Annotated in this window: 13 protein-coding genes; 6 read left to right on the forward strand and 7 right to left on the reverse strand. The window is 40.1% G+C overall.

From position 1 onward, the window contains the following. Nucleotide 1: 1 nt before the first annotated feature. The 6 genes from AC3KVK_RS16935 to AC3KVK_RS16960 form a co-directional block, all read right to left on the reverse strand. Complete coding sequence (locus AC3KVK_RS16935; protein ID WP_086743443.1) at nt 2–277, reverse strand: HU family DNA-binding protein; 276 nt, start codon at nt 275–277, stop codon at nt 2–4. Nucleotides 278–695: 418 nt separating this feature from the next. Next, nucleotides 696–1,031, reverse strand: a complete 336-nt coding sequence (locus AC3KVK_RS16940) for an MGMT family protein (protein WP_490310489.1) — start codon at nt 1,029–1,031, stop codon at nt 696–698. After that, entirely contained in the window at nt 1,006–3,075 is a 2,070-nt protein-coding gene (locus AC3KVK_RS16945) for a GumC family protein (RefSeq protein WP_490310487.1), read from the reverse strand. The genes AC3KVK_RS16940 and AC3KVK_RS16945 overlap by 26 nt, the downstream gene beginning before the upstream one ends. Before the next feature lie 3 nt (nt 3,076–3,078). Then, complete coding sequence (locus tag AC3KVK_RS16950; protein WP_490310486.1) at nt 3,079–3,606, reverse strand: polysaccharide biosynthesis/export family protein; 528 nt, start codon at nt 3,604–3,606, stop codon at nt 3,079–3,081. Continuing rightward, nucleotides 3,600–4,688, reverse strand: a complete 1,089-nt coding sequence (locus AC3KVK_RS16955) for a hypothetical protein (protein ID WP_490310485.1) — start codon at nt 4,686–4,688, stop codon at nt 3,600–3,602. Before AC3KVK_RS16955 ends, AC3KVK_RS16950 begins: the two co-directional genes overlap by 7 nt. A gap of 294 nt (nt 4,689–4,982) precedes the next feature. Then, nucleotides 4,983–5,876, reverse strand: coding sequence for a LysR family transcriptional regulator (locus tag AC3KVK_RS16960; protein ID WP_490310484.1), 894 nt, complete (start codon nt 5,874–5,876; stop codon nt 4,983–4,985). A 143-nt stretch (nt 5,877–6,019) separates the two neighbouring features. Here AC3KVK_RS16960 and AC3KVK_RS16965 point away from each other — a divergent pair, with 143 nt between their 5' ends. The 3 genes from AC3KVK_RS16965 to AC3KVK_RS16975 all read left to right on the forward strand — a co-directional run bounded on the left by AC3KVK_RS16965 (nt 6,020) and on the right by AC3KVK_RS16975 (nt 13,520). Continuing rightward, nucleotides 6,020–7,105 carry an efflux RND transporter periplasmic adaptor subunit gene (locus tag AC3KVK_RS16965; protein ID WP_490310482.1) on the forward strand — a complete coding sequence of 362 codons (1,086 nt, stop codon included), beginning with the start codon at nt 6,020–6,022 and terminating at the stop codon, nt 7,103–7,105. 2 nt (nt 7,106–7,107) lie between these two features. Then, the gene (locus AC3KVK_RS16970) at nt 7,108–10,176 is read left to right on the forward strand and encodes an efflux RND transporter permease subunit (protein WP_490310481.1); all 3,069 of its coding nucleotides are present in this window, start codon (nt 7,108–7,110) and stop codon (nt 10,174–10,176) included. 350 nt (nt 10,177–10,526) lie between these two features. Further along, a complete protein-coding gene (locus tag AC3KVK_RS16975; protein WP_490310479.1) occupies nt 10,527–13,520 on the forward strand; it encodes a TonB-dependent receptor in 2,994 nt (997 codons plus the stop codon). Nucleotides 13,521–13,836: 316 nt separating this feature from the next. Here AC3KVK_RS16975 and rimO read toward each other — a convergent pair whose 3' ends face one another. Continuing rightward, a complete protein-coding gene (gene rimO, locus AC3KVK_RS16980; protein WP_490310478.1) occupies nt 13,837–15,252 on the reverse strand; it encodes a 30S ribosomal protein S12 methylthiotransferase RimO in 1,416 nt (471 codons plus the stop codon). 171 nt (nt 15,253–15,423) lie between these two features. Between rimO and AC3KVK_RS16985 the strand changes: the two genes are divergently transcribed. From AC3KVK_RS16985 to AC3KVK_RS16995, 3 genes are read left to right on the forward strand one after another with little or no spacing between them, the layout of a single operon-like run. Beyond that, nucleotides 15,424–16,002: an LON peptidase substrate-binding domain-containing protein gene (locus AC3KVK_RS16985; RefSeq protein WP_490310477.1), complete on the forward strand. Its 579-nt coding sequence runs from the start codon at nt 15,424–15,426 to the stop codon at nt 16,000–16,002. Between the two features lie 46 nt (nt 16,003–16,048). Then, nucleotides 16,049–16,681 (forward strand): sigma-70 family RNA polymerase sigma factor, encoded by a 633-nt coding sequence (locus AC3KVK_RS16990; RefSeq protein WP_490310476.1) that lies wholly within the window; start codon nt 16,049–16,051, stop codon nt 16,679–16,681. Continuing rightward, nucleotides 16,678–17,340, forward strand: a complete 663-nt coding sequence (locus AC3KVK_RS16995; protein ID WP_490310474.1) for a ChrR family anti-sigma-E factor — start codon at nt 16,678–16,680, stop codon at nt 17,338–17,340. Before AC3KVK_RS16990 ends, AC3KVK_RS16995 begins: the two co-directional genes overlap by 4 nt. The last annotated feature ends 7 nt before the right edge of the window (nt 17,341–17,347 follow it).

Raw genomic sequence — 17,347 nt, forward strand, 5'->3', positions numbered from 1 at the left:
ATTATACGTTAACGCTGTCTTTTAAGCCTTTACCAGCTTTAAAAGAAGGAATATTTGCAGCAGAAATTTGAATTTCAGCGCCAGTTTGTGGGTTACGGCCAGTACGTGCTGCACGGGCTTTCACTGAAAAAGTACCAAAACCAACTAAAGCAACAGAGTTGCCTTCTTTTAGAGAGTTTGAAACAGCACCTGTAAATGCATCAAGCGCACGGCTAGCAGCGGCTTTTGAGATCTCAGCATCTGTGGCGATTTTTTCAACTAATTGAGCTTTGTTCATTTCTTGATTCCTATTCTTTATTATTGTGCCTTCGCAGCCCTTATAGTTATGCATTTTTTTTGGCTTGGCAACCGCTATTTTCAATTTTTTAGTTTTTTGCGTATCTTTTTTTTACAAAAATGTAAAAAATAGCCTTTATGTCATCTACTGTTACTGTAAAAGGTGCAAACTGTATGCAAACAAGCTGAAATCATTGCAATATTAATGTATTCTTAATTTTTTCTTTGCGTGGCCTAATTGCTTTTTCAGGTTCATTTTTTATTAACACAATTAAAAATTTTACAATTATGTAACATACCCAAATACTGAACACAGGTGAAACAAGCATAAAAAATATAACAATATCTGAAGTCATTATTCTGAATTTCTGAATCGGTTTTGTTATTAGTCGTCAGAAATAATCAAAAGGTTGTAATAATTAAACCTTCCATTGAAATAGTTTTAAGTTTACTCGTCCATTTATCACTTTGACTCCCTCATGCAACAAAAATTGCTGTTGCTTGAAATATTGTTCACTTCCTTTCACAAAGCTGATTTTACCTTGACTGTTAATTACTCTATGCCACGGGAGTATTGAGTCATTCGGAAGTTCTTTTAAGCATCGCCCGACATAACGAGCATACCCTGGTAAGCCAGCTAAACGCGCAACCTGACCATAACTCGCGACATTCCCTCGTGGAATCGCGCCGACAATAGTCCAAATTTGTGCCTGTTTTAACTCAATTGGGTCAAGTTCTTCTTTTTGTCGAGCCATAATAATAGTTTTGATTATCGTATTTTATCCGGTTTAGAATAACACCCGAAACTGTCGTATCAGATTGAGTCAACAGTTCAATATCATGATTAAATTTCGCTAACGATGTTTTTTGCACATCAACAACCAAAGTTAACCCACCAACATGTTTGCTGACCATTAATGCGTCACTGACAGAGAGTATAGGTGGACATTCGAGTATGATACGATCATATTTTTTTTGGAGTGCGACTAATAAGTTTTCAAACCGTTGCATTGATAAGAATAATAGCGGGTTCATTGGCCTCAGTCCCGATGGTAAAACATCCGCATTAATTTGTTCATCGTGAAAAGTGCATTGTTCAAAATTATGGGTTTTAGCTAATAAATTAGTCAATCCAGGACGATGGCGGGATTCACCTAGCGCTACCGCAATAGAGGGATCCCGTAAATCAGCATCAATAATAATTACTTTTTCTAATTCAGAAAATGATTTTGCTAATTGTAAACATGTCGATGACTTGCCTTCATTCGGCGTCAAAGAAGTCACAGCAATAATTTTTTGCTCACCCAGCTCTTTATCCAATGAAATTTTGGTTCTAATTGAACGAATAGATTCTTGGTAAATTTCAAACTGCTTCCCTGCCCCCATTAAAATAGGCTGAGTTTTATCTTTATTTTTATTCCGGATTTTTGGCAGCTCTCCTAACACTTTATATCCATAATGGTGTGCGATTTGTCGATAACGACGTTGGGCATCGGCAAAAAAATGAATCACAATCACGAGTATAATGGCTAATACCATCCCCATCACCAGTGAAATAGCAGCAATTAAAGCTTTTTTGGGTTTGATTGGTGATGCAGGTACGCTCGCGGGATCAATAACTATGATATCGGTTGTATCATTAATATCTTTTAATAGCTCTGTTTCTTTTTGTTTTGAACTCAGTGACTCTAACATTTTTAAGTTTGCATCAACTGAGCGTTGTAATTTTTTAAACTCCTGTTCTTGAACAATCGCTGCTTCTAGTTGAGTGTTAGCTTCGTCTTGCTTGCTGGCTAATTTTGCTAGCTGTTGTTCAATATCAAGTTTATTTTTTAACATTGTTTCAATAAAAGCGTGAACTTCAATCGCTAACTGTTTGTGTGTTTCACTAATTTTAAGTGCCATTGATTTATAGACGGGATGCTTTTCTAAGTAACGTAACTTGATCTGTGATAGCTGAGCACGCTGTAAAGCTTGCTGCTGAATCAGTTCTTTGATCAGCGGGTAACTGGCCACTTCATTGATAAGTACCAATTGCTCTATGTCACCCTCCAGAGCATCCACTTTTTTTTCAAATCGAGTCAATACATCCAACTGAGTGTTAAACTCGCGATTTTCACGATAGAGCAATCCGATTTCTTGTTTTGCTAAAGCGACGCTACTAGTAATATCGATTACATTATGAGTTTGCCTAAATTGATTGAGTTTTGTTTCTTCAGCTAATAATGCATCTTTTACATCTTGAATTTTACTATTGATCCAATCATCATTTTTAGCCGTGTGGGGCTGCATTAATTGAGTCTGATACTGCATAAAAGTCTGCGCAACTTGATTGGCCACCCTCGCTGTGAACTCGGCATCTTGACTTTCAAAACTGATCTCTAGCAAGTTTGTTTTTGATACAACCTGAATAGATAAATGGTTTAGCAAATCGTCACTATCCCACTGTAGAAAAGAAGCAAAAGCATGCAGATGCACAGGTATTTTAAGAGATTCAACAATAGAATCTGCAAATTGTGACGATTTAAGTAACTTGATGGTGGTATCGAGATCCTCATTATTTGTCGACATGCCAGGAACCAGTGACTGTAAAGGGTTGCTCCCCTTTGTGCCTTTAACCATCACGGTTGTGGTCGCTTTATATATATTGGGCATCCGATCGACAACACTGAGCCCGATGGCAAACACCATCGAAGTAACAAGCAGAATGAACCATTTTTTTATCCAAAACAAAGAAATAAGATCGGCAAAATCAATCTCGTCCTCACTGGATTTAAAACTGCCCGTAACCTGACTCATCGATTAAAAAAAGCTCTTTTCTATTTTAATTACATCACCTGGCAAAATTATCGTATCTGCCTGTGCAACAAACGTTGCTTTTTGCTGCCCGCGCTGGATCTGCCATTGAGTCCGTGAAGCTCGATCTTTAAGGCCCCCAGATAACGCAATGACTTGCTCTAAAGTGATATCAGGTTGATATGTGTAACTCCCTGGATTGCGGACTTCACCATAAATAAAAAATGGTCGATAACTTGATACCCTAATAGATACACTCGGTGACACCAAGTAACCATCTTTTAAAAGTTGCTCGAGGTGTGCTTTAGCTTGTTGCTGGGTAAAGCCAGACAGTTGAATACTACCAAGTAATGGAAAATCGACCTTACCTTGTTGGCTTATCTGACCAGAAAAGTTCAAATCTGCTTCTTGGTAAACCGATATATTAACCGAATCACCAGCGCCAAGTTGATACGCTTGATTAAACTGTGATGCGTTGACTTGAGTAAAGTGCAGCACACACAATACTAGGATAACATTTATGTATCTCACCATACATACTCCAAATTGAGATCCCATCTATTTTGTACTTTGTCGGCAATCAATTGATTATCTTTAGTTTTTAGTTGATTAAAAGATAAATTAGCTGAAATATCTTGAAGAATATTCCACTGCCAACGTAGGCTCCATCGCCAAGATTTATTGGTTCTTGCTGAGTTATCTAACTCGATAGTCTTAAAATTGACGGTTGCATGAAGCCTGTGTTGTTGACTCAACTCCAACTGATAATATATTTCTGCCAGTGTTCGCAGCTGTGTCAAGGCGGTCACATTCGTGGCCACCTCAGAACGCTGCGACGTTATCAATCGTATTTGGTGAAACTCATTGATCAGCCAATTATCTTCTATTTTCCAATAAAAACCTCGATTCTGTGAATCCCCTCGTCGCTCGAACCAACCTGAAATCAGTTTCAATTGATGGTGGCTGCCTAAATCCGTTTGAAAGCCCCCGCCAATCTCATACAAAATGCTCTCCAATGCTGATCGTTCTTCTCGTTGATAACTGGCGTCAATTAACCAATCTGTGTCTTCCGTTAAACGGTGTCCATAAAGTGCATTGATATAATCGGTTCGAATATCCGTGTATTGGCCGCTCGATTGAGTTTGCTGGCGGTACACATGACCGAGATCAAAGTTTAAGAACTGATCATGTTGGGCACGTCCCAGCATGAGTGATAGCTCTGCACTGCTCAATGTTTCATCGAGATATCGACTTGTTAAGAATTCTGCTTGAGTATCGCCATTAATTTTCAGTACATCAAAGTAACGAATTTGAACGTCAACTTCAGTATTGTCACTTAAAAAGACATGAAGTTGTGGCTCTATTATAAAATCATGATTGTTTAAATCGCTATCGTAACTAACATGCCGACTTGAAATTGTCGCAGGAAGATACACCCCATAGCCATCAAATAATCTTAGGGTATTTAAATTCGCTTGCACACTTGAAACTGATGATTTGCGAGCCAGCAATGATGTGTTGTACAAATTATCGTTGAGCTCTACTGCTACAGATGTCCTAAACTGATTGATTTCCTTATCCCAAACCACATTGGCTTGACAAAAATGTGTAGACATTAAAAACAAACAACCCAGAGCAAATAAAAACTTCAAAAAAATACTCGCAAATGCTTAGTTGATTAGGTTCAATTACTTGTAATAAAAATGTAATATAACTGACCGATTAATTGGCGCCATTATGCGACTAAATAGTCCAATAAAACAAGCCATCAATACTTTTTTATTCAATAAATTAAGGTGTTGATAATATACAATCGCCTAGTTAGACAATCGTTCCAATATATTAATCTAATAAACAGTAAGTTAACAAGTTGTCGAGAACTTTAGCCCCTGAACATGGTCAATTGACTATTACACATGAGCTTTTTGTAGTTTTTGTAAGTTTTGCCATAGTGATGTCGCAACAGTGCCATGTTCTCTGTGTTTGTTTCTAAAAACACGGATCTCGACGCAGATCGATTCCAAATAATCATCTAGTTTGATTTCAATTAACGCACCAGAATCAAGTAATGGTTGGCATACATTACGTGTCAGCATTGCCCAACCAGCACCAGCAACCACTAAGCGTTTTAGCATCGCTAAATCATCTGTTTTTATCACTTGCGCACCCTGGACGATATTAAGGTGCTCACTATCAAACTCAAAATTGCTCTCTTTTAAACTAATGCAGCTAAATGGCTCTAAATCTCGTGAATGTGTGACAGTTGTTGACTGAAACAAATGAGGAGCTGCAACGACGATAAGCTCTAATTGCCCAATAGGAAAACTTTCATATTGGCCAGTAGACAAAAAGAGATGGAACCAAGGGCCAATTCCCAGCTCAACAGATTGCTCTTTAACCTGATTAATTGCATTAAAACGACTGCCAGAGTTAATCAGAAATTCAGTTGCAGGATATTGATTAAATAACTGGGTCAAACAGAGGTCTATATTGGCGTCAACACACCCTTCATCATAACAAATGCGGTATTTCGCCTCATAGCCGATAGCTAAACGTTTACCTAGAATACGTAATTGATTTGCATCATGGAGTAATGCTCGAGCCTGACGAAAAAACAACGCCCCATGCTCTGTTAAACACAGCCGATATTGAGCGCGATCTAGCAGTAAAAAGCCCAATTCATTTTCGAGCTTTTGAATCGACATACTAAGTGCCGGTTGGGTTTTGTGTAACACTTCAGCCGCTTTTTTTACACTGCCTTGTTCAACAACCGCCGCTAATATTTTAATTTGCTCTAACGTCATAAATTTTATTTATAGAGAAGATAACTTTATATAAATTTAATTTTAACCTTTTTCACTCTACTATGCTGCAAAATTAACTATAAGTTAAATAAAAACCTATAGTTGTGATTACATTATCCGACTTGTTCGTTCTAAGGCCGAAAATGCTTACTAAAAAACTGTTATCCATTCCGCTAATGCTCTGTTTTCTCAGTGCTTGTCAAGATGAACCTGTAACGTCACCTGCGCCTTTAATCCGCCCAGTTAAATTATTTGAAGTAAAAAATCAAAATCATGAGACTATGCGAAGTTTCCCTGCAGAAGTCGAAGCCAATCAAGGCTCCTATTTAGCATTTAGAGTTAATGGAGAGCTTACCACTTTGCCAATTCGCGCAGGTGAAGAAGTCGAAAAGGGCCAATTGCTTGCAAAATTAGAACCTACGGATTTTTTATTACAAGTCGATGATAGACAGGCTCGATATGAATTAGCAGTATCACAATTAGACCGCACTTCTTCATTATTGGCCAAAGGAATTGCGAGTCAATCCGAATACGATCAAGCAAAAGCAAATAAGCAAGTTGCTGAGTCAGCTTTGCGCAAGGCACAAACAGATTATGAATACTCACAATTAAAAGCCCCTTTTACTGGCACAATAGCCAAAGTATTTGTCAAAAATTTTGAAAACATCCAAGCCAAGCAAAATATCTTACGCTTAGAAACACGTGATTTAATGGATGTCACGATACAAGTTCCAGAAAAAGTAGTGGCACGTGTCGATAAAACACAAGATTATCAACCAAAAGTAATTTTTGATGGCTTTCCTAATCAAGCTTATGACTTAACGATTAAAGAATGGGATACGCAAGCCGATCCTAATACGTTAACCTATCGAGTTGTATTTTCATTGCCTGTTCCTGAAGATTTTAATTTACTGGCCGGTATGACAGGAAATGTCTTTATCGATTTAGCGAAGATCACCAAAGGTCAACAAGCATATTTTTTAGTTCCTGTTGAAGCTGTTTTTTCAGAGATTAATCCGCAAACTAAAAAAGTAGAAAATGCGATTTGGCGCTACAACTCTGACACCAACACAGTCCATAAAGTCATCGTTCAAACGGCTGAGCTTCATCGTAATGGCATTGAAGTGACAGGCGGGTTAAATCTGGGTGATTTTGTTGTCAGTGCAGGCGTTCATTCTCTTAGCGATAATCAGGTCGTTCGTCCTTGGCAACGTGAAAAAGGCCTTTGATCATGAGCATTGCAAAATTCTCTATCGAAAAAACCGTCATTTCATGGATGCTTACCTTATTATTAGTGATTGGCGGCATTTTTTCATATTTAGGGTTGGGTCAACTCGAAGACCCTGAGTTTACTTTAAAAAAAGCCATGGTTATTACGGCCTACCCTGGTGCATCACCTCAACAAGTTGAAGAAGAAGTCACCTACCCGATCGAAAATGTCATTCAGCAGCTTCCTTATGTTGACTACGTCACCTCAATCTCATCTCCTGGCATGTCACAAATTTCTGTAGAAATGAAAAGCACCTACAGAAAAGAGCAACTCAGACAAATTTGGGATGAGCTTAGAAGAAAGATCAATGATTTAGCGCCGTCTTTACCCCAAGGAGTGATGCCTTCTAACATTATGGATGACTTTGGCGATGTCTATGGTGTGATGTTTGCAATAACTGGGGACGGCTACTCGTACGATGAATTGCGTGATTATGTTGATTATTTACGCCGAGAGCTAGTGCTAGTCGATGGGGTAGGTAAAGTTGTCATGGCCGGTGAACAGCAACCACAAGTCCTTGTTGAAATCTCCACTCATAAGCTGGCGAACCTCGGTATTTCTGCAAGTCAAATATTTAGTTTACTTCAAAGCCAGAACACCGTGTCTAATGCGGGTAAAATAAAAGTCAGCAGCGAGTCAATTAGGCTTCACCCGACCGGTGAGTTCAAAGATGTAAAAGAATTAGAAAACTTGCTGATTTCAAGCCCCGGCGCATCGGAACTTATTTATTTAGGTGATGTAGCGACCGTCAGTAGAGGCTATGCTGAAGTGCCAACGAATGTCATGCATTATGGTGGACAACAATCTCTGATATTAGGTGTATCATTTAGCAGTGGCGTGAATGTTGTAGAAGTTGGACAACGATTAGCTTTGCACTTAGAAGAGTTAGAATATCAACGTCCTCATGGTATCGAAGTACATACAATCTATAATCAACCAGTTGAGGTTGAAAAATCAGTCAATGACTTTATTGTTTCTTTGCTCGAAGCCGTCGCAATTGTCATCATTGTATTACTGATTTTTATGGGATTGAAAAGTGGTCTATTAATCGGCTTAATATTACTGATAACCGTGTTGGGCACTTTTATTTTTATGAAGCTGTTTGCGATTGATTTACAACGGATCTCTCTGGGTGCTTTAATCATTGCCCTCGGTATGTTGGTCGATAACGCCATTGTCATCACTGAAGGCATATTGATTGGGTTGCAAAAAGGGCGGACAAGACTTCAAGCTGCTGTCGATATTGTTGAGCAAACAAAATGGCCCCTGCTGGGTGCGACGGTAATTGCTATCACTGCCTTTGCGCCCATTGGCTTAAGTGCCGATGCGACCGGTGAGTTTGCTGGCAGCTTATTTAGCGTGTTACTTATTTCGTTATTACTCAGCTGGTTTACGGCCATCACCTTAACTCCTTTTTTCGCCCATTTATTATTTAGCGATAAAGCCGACACACAGCACACATCTGATCCCTATCAAGGGCTTATTTATACACTTTATAAACAGCTTTTGACCGCCAGCCTAACCTATCGCAAAACAACAATGTTGGTCATGTTGTCTGCACTCATTATTTCTGTTATTGGCTTTGGTCAAATAAAGCAGTCATTTTTCCCTGCATCCAACACTCCGATGTTTTATTTAGACTATTGGCGCTTTCAAGGTTCAGATATTAGACAAACTGAGCAAGATATCACCCAGATTGAACATTATTTACTTGAAAAGCCTGACGTTGTCGATGTGACCAGTACCATCGGCCAAGGCGCCCCGCGCTTTATGCTCACCTATTCTCCAGAAAAATCCTATCCCGCCTATGCACAATTAATTATTCGGGTTAAAAATGCAGACTCTCTTGAGCCGCTGATTGCAGACTTAAGAGCATACAGCGAAGCAAATTTACTCGATGCCCACGTTAAGTTAAAGCGAATGGAAATCGGACCTTCAACAGATGCTAAAATAGAAGCGCGTTTTTCTGGCCCCGATCCTGTTGTCCTTCGAGAGCTTGCTGCGCAAGCTAAAGCCATCATGGCCAATGACGCAGGAGCATTTAACATCAAAGATGATTGGCGGGCACGCACCAAAGTGATCCGACCACAATTTAATGAACAAAAAGCCCGCCGATTGGGGATCAGTAAATCTGATTTAGACCAATTATTACTAACCAGCTTATCGGGAAAACAAGTGGGCATTTATCGCGAAGGCACGCAAACCCTTCCCATTATTGCTCGCTCGCCTGCAAATGAGCGCTTACATGTAGATAGTTTAAATGACTTACAAATATATAGTCCTGCTCTGCGAGTATATATACCGATTAGCCAAATTGTTGATGGATTTGAGACTCACTCTGAAGACAGCTTAATAATGCGCCGTGACCGTAAGCGAACCATCACTGTTATGGCTGATCATGATATTTTAGGTAACGAAACAGCGGCGAAGTTATTTGCTCGAATCAAGCAACCTATCGAAGCTATCAAGTTACCACATGGATATCAACTGGAATGGGGCGGCGAATATGAGTCTTCATCGCAAGCTAAAACAGCTATTTTTGGTTCATTGCCTCTTGGGTATATCGCAATGTTTGCCATTACGGTGTTACTCTTTAATAGCATTAAAAAACCGTTAGTCATTTGGGCCACGGTTCCACTTGCAATGATTGGTGTCAGTGCTGGGCTATTTGTCACTTCAAGCCCATTCAGCTTTATGGCTTTATTAGGTTTATTGAGTTTATCTGGCATGTTAATTAAAAATGGGATTGTCTTAGTGGATCAAATAAATTTAGAACTCAGCCAAGGTAAGGAGTCTTACAATGCCATATTTGACTCCGCAGTATCTCGAGTTAGACCTGTCGCCATGGCAGCAATCACCACAATTTTAGGTATGATCCCTTTGTTATTTGATGTATTTTTCAAATCTATGGCGGTGACGATCATGTTTGGCTTAGGCTTTGCCACCATTCTAACTTTAATTGTTGTCCCTGTGTTGTATGCCATGTTTTTTAATATCTCAACGAGTGCAAAAACTAACGAGGCGCATTAAGTACAGCTCCTTTTCCTATCGTCCAAGAAAAATGAACCGTTTTGGTTCATTTTTTTTAAGTATTTTATCTCTCGTATTTAAAAATTTATTCGCATTGTTAAAACAGTATAAAGACCTCTAAAAGATTAAACACATCTGAAATTTATATAACCTGATTAATTTATACATCTAAATACCCAGAAATAGATATTTTCATTTATTAATAGCCAGATTATTTTTATTGATGCATTAAAAAATCAACCATAAATCCCAAAAAATAGTTGCATTTAACGTTTGAGTAACATAGCATTCTCAACTTGAAATATATTGTATACAATATATTTCATAAACTCTGGGAATAAGGACTCATTATGACAACCAACAATAAAAACAATTTTAGATTAAAAGCAACGGCTGCTGCCATCGCCTGTATGCTAGGTACAATTACACTACCCGCTATCGCTAACGATTCATTCAATGGTGAAGTAAAAGGAACAATTAGTACCACAAATAACATCAATGCTGCTGGTGCCACCATCACGCTCAAACACAAAGAAAAAGGCATTACGCGTACCGTAACAGCTGATGAGAGTGGCAATTACACCCTAAGAAAACTCCCTATCGGCTTGTATTCAATGACGATTTCAAAACCAGGCTTTGAAACTGTTGAAGAATTAGACTTAGAGGTAAGACTTGGTTCAGCCATTGTTTATAATGGCGTGTTAATCAATGAAGGCAGTGATATTGAACGTATTTCTGTTAATGCTAACGCGATTGCACGTATAGATACCGCCTCATCGACCGCCGGTGTCGTGATCACAGATTCAGAACTCGCTCTTTTGCCTGTAGAGTCTGGTTTTAATAGTGCCGTGTTACTCGCTCCTGGGACTAACGCAACTAATGGTGGTAACTTTAATGGTTCGCCATCAATTGGTGGAAGCTCTTCTGCTGAAAATGGTTATTACCTCAATGGTTTAAATGTAACAACTCTGAAAACAGGTTTAGGCTCAATCTCATTACCTTGGGAAGCCATTTCTCAAACAGAAGTTCAAACAGGTGGTGTCTCGGCGCAATTTGGCAGTGCTATTGGTGGTATTGTCAATGCCGTATCTAAGTCTGGTTCTAATGAGTTCAACTTTGGGGTCGAAGCCCGTATTGATCCAGAATCATTAAGCAGCCATCATGATGATTTATTTTATCGAAATGGTGACATTTATTCGAACACCTCAGATGACGAAGCGACGTTCAAGCGTTTATCTGTTTGGGCTAGCGGCGCGTTAGTTGAAGATAAATTATTCGTTTACGCCCTTTTTGCACCGCAACGTAATGATTATATTGCTGCTGGAAGTAACTCGCTTTCTGATGGTCGCTCAGAATCTGATCGTTGGTTTGCTAAATTAGACTGGTTTATTAATGACAACCACTCTATCGAATTTACTAGCATCAATTTCGAAAATAAAAATACTTACAAAACGTACGATTACGACTGGGAAACAAACGAACGTGATGGCGAAGGTACGTTAGGGACAACTAAAACCGGCGGAGATGTTTTAGGTCTAAAATACAGCGGGTTGCTCAGCGACGATGTATCGTTAGAAGTCATTGCAGGTCGTGTAACTGACCAAACATTTAATACCGCTGCCGATGCCCTACCTTGGGTTGGCTCATATCTATATGATGGTTACCGTCAGTTATCAAACCATACTTCATCTAGAATCACTGAAAGTGAGTTCACTCGCGACCAATTCCGAGCGGATTTAATGTGGAGTTTAGATGATCATTCATTTAAATTTGGTGTCGATTATTACGATACACATGTTGATCATCAATCAACACAAAACGGTGAAGGGAGCGCGCAAGGCTGGTGGTACGTAGAAACCGCTACAGGCTCTGATAAATCAGGTTTACCAGCCGGAACCCCTTATATCGACCAACGTATTCGTCGAGATTTCTCTGACTCACATGTTAAATCCTTATCATTTTATGCTCAGGATTCTTGGCAGGCGACCGATCAGTTAGTGTTAAACCTAGGGGTGCGTTATAGCCAGTTTACCAATGAAATGTCTGACGGCCAAAGCTATGTAGATGTTGATAATCAAATCGCGCCTCGTTTACAAGCAATTTATGATTTAAATGGCGATGGCGAAAGCAAAGTATTTGCAACATTCGGTCGTTATTTTCAACCTGTTTCAGCCAATATGAACATCGTTCAAGGGGGCTCTCGTCGTGATGAACATTGGTACTACAATGTTGATGAACTAGACATTGATGGCCACCCAGTAATCAATGCCGATGGCTCACCGAGTCGTGGCGATCAAGTTAATTACTTCCTAGCACAATCAGGTGAAGGTGCGCCGGGTTCAAAAGCCTCGGCAAACTTAAAGTCAATGTTCTCAGATGAGTTTACCGCTGGCTATCAGACTGAAGTGTTCGAAGGAGATATGACGTTTGGTGTACGTGGTATTTATCGCGAACTAAAACGCTCTATTGAAGATGCTGATTTACAAACTGTGTTACAAAATTGGTACAAAAAGCAAGGCATTGAATCGAATGGTTGGATTGATGGTTGGATTTTATTTAATCCAGGCAGTGGGTTGGATGTGAATTATGATTTCAACGGTGATGGCAATGTTGATCACATTGTTTTATCAGCCGACGAAGTTGCTCAACCTCAGTCAGAGCGTAAATATGCCGCACTTGAGTTCACGCTTGATGGCGCAGTGAATGACCAAATTAATATTAATGCTTCGTATACTTGGTCTCACCTGTGGGGTAATACCGCTGGTTTAGTGAACGATGATGATGATCAGGCCGATCCAGGTTGGACTGTCTCGTACGACTATGCGGGTTTACAAGATCACGCATCGGGTAATCTACCCAGCGATCGCCGTCATGCATTCAAGTTATTTGGTAGCTACCAAGTAACCGATGATTTAGTGATTGGCTTAAACAGTACTTTGATTGATGGTAAACCCATTAACAAAATGGGGATCCACCCATTTGGTGTAGATTCGTGTGCTGAAGGTATGCCTTGGGAATCATGTCCAAGTAATACAGAACGTGGTCACGGTGCTTCATTCTATGATGAAAATGGCAATCCTTCACCTCGTGGTACTGCAGGCAAGACAGATTGGGTTGCTCAGTTTGATTTATCAGCAAGCTACACACTTGATTTGTTTGAAAACAACCTAGTGTTAAAGGGCACTGTATATAACTTATTCAATACAGACACACAAACAACTGTGTACCAAAACGGGACCACTACGAATGAAAGTGGTGATGTAGTCGCGAATCCTAATTGGGGCATGACTACAGGGCGCCAAGCTGCGCGCTATGTTTCATTAACCGCTCGTTATGAGTTCTAAGGAATAATTAACTAAACTTGCTGCCTTATTTTGTCTAGTATCGTTATGAACCATAAGCACGTTAAAACGATAAAAATTAGGCAGTAAGTTTGTTTTTAGAGTGTTAGTAGTAAAGAAGGGATACAGGATGTAATGTGTTTATTTCGTGTCAAGACACACCCCTTCTTTACCGCTTTCATTTGAAAGTTCCCTGAATATTCCAAAGCCACTTAATTCTGAGTGGCTTTTTTAATACCCCAATATCGTGAAATTCCAATAGTGATAGGCACAAAAAAACGCAGTCACTGACTGCGTTTATAATCTAATAAACAAACATTTATTGGCTAATTGTTGCCCATAAATCGTATTCATCAGAATGTTCAATCACGCCTTTGACGACATCACCCGGCTTCAACGCTGTTTCTCCGTTGAGATATACCACGCCATCGATTTCAGGTGCATCAGCAAATGTGCGCCCTATCGCCCCTTCAGCATCCACTTCATCAATTAAAATTTCCATCGTCTGACCGATGCGTTGAGCTAAGCGATTCTTACTAATTTCTTGTTGTTTAATCATGAAGCGTTCAAACCGATCTTGCATCACTTCTTCAGGAACAGGCTCGGCTAATTCATTCGCTTTGGCCCCTTCAATCGGTGAGTATTTGAAGCAGCCAACACGGTCTAACTGTGCTTCTTCAAGCCAATCAAGCAAAATTTGAAAGTCTTCTTCTGTTTCACCAGGGAAACCGACGATAAATGTTGAACGGATAACCAATTCTGGGCACAGCTCACGCCACTTTTTAATCCGATCCAGTGTACGCTCAGCTTGACCTGGGCGCTTCATCATTTTCAGAACTCGTGGGCTGGCATGCTGGAAAGGAATATCTAAATAAGGCAAAAGTTTCCCTTCTGCCATCAGTGGAATAATGTTATCGACATGCGGATACGGGTAGACATAATGCAAACGCACCCAAATACCCAGTTTATTCAGCGCTTGGCATAAGTTGAGCATGTCAGTTTTAACGGGCATCCCATTCCAAAAACCGGTTTTGCCTTTAACATCGACGCCATAGGCACTGGTATCTTGGCTAATCACTAACAGCTCTTTTACACCCGCTTGCTTTAAACGCTCGGCTTCTTGCAAAACATCACCAATGGGTCGAGAGACCAAGTCACCGCGCATCGACGGGATAATACAAAAAGTACAGCGGTGGTTACAGCCTTCCGATATTTTTAAATAAGCATAATGTTTGGGCGTGAGCTTGACGCCTTGATCGGGGACCAAACTCATAAATGGATTCATCGGTGGCTTAGGTGCAAATTCATGCACATGCTCCATCACATTTTCGTATGCGTGAGGACCGGTAATACCGAGTACATTCGGATGAACTTCGCGTATTTCATCTTCCCGCGCACCAAGGCAACCGGTAACAATCACTTTGCCATTTTCTTTGAGCGCTTCACCGATGGTATCGAGTGACTCTTGCACCGCGCTATCGATAAAACCACAAGTATTAACAATGACAACATCCGAATCATGGTAACTACTGACCACTTCATACCCTTCGGTTCTTAATTGTGTGAGGATCCGCTCCGAATCAACCAAATTTTTAGGGCAACCTAAACTCACAAAACCCACTTTAGAGCCTGCTTTTGTGTTTTGAGTCGAGGTTGACGCATCCTGAGCTGCAAGTGTTTTAGCGGGTGTTTCTAGGGTCGTGGTTTGTTTTGGATTAAAGGTTTCTACTGTCATGGTTTACCTGTTAAGTGTGACGCGCAAATGCTGGAGGCGGATTATAGCCTAAACATTTGGATCAAGTAAGCTACACCCAATAAATTGTCGATAAGACCCTTGACGATTTATCCATGCTGATAGACTGAACTATTTTAATCATTGCCGCGTATTTGCTTATATGTTTTCACTATGTTGAACTTGACTATGCAATTGGGTGTTTTTCCTTTACCTATTTTTTTACTTCCTGGTGGCATCACCCGCCTTCGAATTTTTGAACCGCGATACATACGTTTGGTAAAAGAAGCACTTACCGAACAAGGCTTTGCTTTATCGACTTACAACAAAGACCAGCCTTACAACAGCTCTACTCATGCGGCCTGGGTAGACATTATTGACTTCTCAACGTTGGAAGATGGCTTGTTATCTATTGATGTTAGAGCAAAGAACCTCGTTACCTTAAGTGACTTTACAATCGAGAAAGATCAACTTAAAAAAGCAACCGCTGTGCAAATAGAGCACTGGCCCGAAAAAGAGCTCTGTGAAAAATCAAAAGCGTTAGCACAAGAGCTTAAATCTATTTTTAGTGCTAACCCAGAATTTTCAGCGCTTTATAAGCAGTTTGAATATGCCAATCCGAATTGGGTGTGCGCCAGATTCATCGAAGTATTACCCTTATCAATACAAAAAAAATACGAATTTATTCAACCAAATAGCTATGAACTCTGCCTAAACTTCTTGCATACTTTAATTATCGGTGAAAATAGGTGATCTGATCGAAAAGTTTCACCGTATAGGTAATTATCTCAACTAAAATGTGATTATTATGCAACAGTCTGTCGCAAACGAGGGTCAAACAACCACTCGTAAAAAAAGAAATCAAACTATGAGCCCTGAAGAATCACAGCAACTTAAAGATTGGCTGAGTGATATCGCTGTAAATAGAGATAAAGCGGCATTCGCGCATATTTTTAAGTGGTTTGCACCTAAAATAATTCGCTTTGGCATCAAACAACTCAATACAGAAGCTGCAGCCAATGAGTTATTGCAAGATACCATGAGCAATGTTTGGCGTAAGTCCCACTTATTTGACTCTGACAAGGGCGCGGCCACAACCTGGGTTTACACCATAATGCGAAATGTTTCGTTTGATATGCTTCGCAAAATCCGCTCGCAGCGAGAAGACTTCTTAAGTGACGATATCTGGCCCATTGTCGAAGCCGAAAATGTCGAAGAAACAGTGTTCAGTGACCACTTAATGGAAAGTCAAATAGCGCAATATCTTGAATTATTACCTGATGCGCAAAAGCAGGTCATTCAAGGTGTCTATTTTCAAGAGCTATCTCAAGAGCAGCTTGCCGAGCAATTAAATATTCCCCTAGGCACAGTTAAATCACGATTACGTCTGGCGTTAAACAAACTTAAACAACAATTAGGAGACATTCAATGATTACGTTTCATCCCGAGCATGACCTCCTTTGTCAGTTTGTAAACGGTGAATTGCCGGCTTCGCTGAGCGCGGCGATTTCTATGCATGCCCAGCTTTGCCCAAAATGTGCGACAGAGATTGAAAAACTCACTCAGCTTGCTTCAGAGCAGTTTACTCAATCAAGTACTTGTTCGTCTGAATTTGATGTTTCAACGCTTGATTTAGACCAGATGATAAGTGCTATTTGCAATGATGCAACCATTGAGACCCCAATGATGGTTGAGCCTCCTCAGATTGAAATCAAGGGGCAGGTTTACTCCTTACCAAGAGCGCTTAGTTCTATGTCGATGTCTGGTTGGTACAAAATGGGTAAATTAAGTCGCGCAAGAATAGACCTGAACGAAGGCGCGCTTCATGCAAGTTTACTTCACATTGATAAATCAGGCTCAGTGCCACAGCACACCCACAAAGGCTTTGAGTTAACTCTGCTCTTAGAGGGAAGTTTTCGCGATGAAATGGGCACATACGTAAAAGGAGATTTTATTCTGCTAAATGGTGAACATACCCATAACCCGATAACTGACGAAGGCTGTTTGTGTTTTACTGTCGCAGACGATGCCCTACACTTTACACAAGGGTTTTCTAAACTCCTTAACCCCCTTGGTAGCTTTATTTATTAGGATTAGC

This window comes from Pseudoalteromonas sp. J2K-J979 (genome assembly GCF_058169715.2).

Bases quoted from the DNA above. Each gene is read 5' to 3' on its own strand.
- AC3KVK_RS16950 (WP_490310486.1), bottom strand. From the start codon at position 3,606: ATGGTGAGATACATAAATGTTATCCTAGTATTGTGTGTGCTGCACTTT.
- AC3KVK_RS16960 (WP_490310484.1), bottom strand. From the start codon at position 5,876: ATGACGTTAGAGCAAATTAAAATATTAGCGGCGGTTGTTGAACAAGGC.
- AC3KVK_RS16975 (WP_490310479.1), top strand. From the start codon at position 10,527: ATGACAACCAACAATAAAAACAATTTTAGATTAAAAGCAACGGCTGCT.
- AC3KVK_RS16995 (WP_490310474.1), top strand. From the start codon at position 16,678: ATGATTACGTTTCATCCCGAGCATGACCTCCTTTGTCAGTTTGTAAAC.
- AC3KVK_RS16935 (WP_086743443.1), bottom strand. From the start codon at position 277: ATGAACAAAGCTCAATTAGTTGAAAAAATCGCCACAGATGCTGAGATC.
- AC3KVK_RS16945 (WP_490310487.1), bottom strand. From the start codon at position 3,075: ATGAGTCAGGTTACGGGCAGTTTTAAATCCAGTGAGGACGAGATTGAT.
- AC3KVK_RS16940 (WP_490310489.1), bottom strand. From the start codon at position 1,031: ATGGCTCGACAAAAAGAAGAACTTGACCCAATTGAGTTAAAACAGGCA.
- AC3KVK_RS16970 (WP_490310481.1), top strand. From the start codon at position 7,108: ATGAGCATTGCAAAATTCTCTATCGAAAAAACCGTCATTTCATGGATG.
- AC3KVK_RS16985 (WP_490310477.1), top strand. From the start codon at position 15,424: ATGTTGAACTTGACTATGCAATTGGGTGTTTTTCCTTTACCTATTTTT.
- AC3KVK_RS16955 (WP_490310485.1), bottom strand. From the start codon at position 4,688: ATGTCTACACATTTTTGTCAAGCCAATGTGGTTTGGGATAAGGAAATC.
- AC3KVK_RS16965 (WP_490310482.1), top strand. From the start codon at position 6,020: ATGCTTACTAAAAAACTGTTATCCATTCCGCTAATGCTCTGTTTTCTC.
- rimO (WP_490310478.1), bottom strand. From the start codon at position 15,252: ATGACAGTAGAAACCTTTAATCCAAAACAAACCACGACCCTAGAAACA.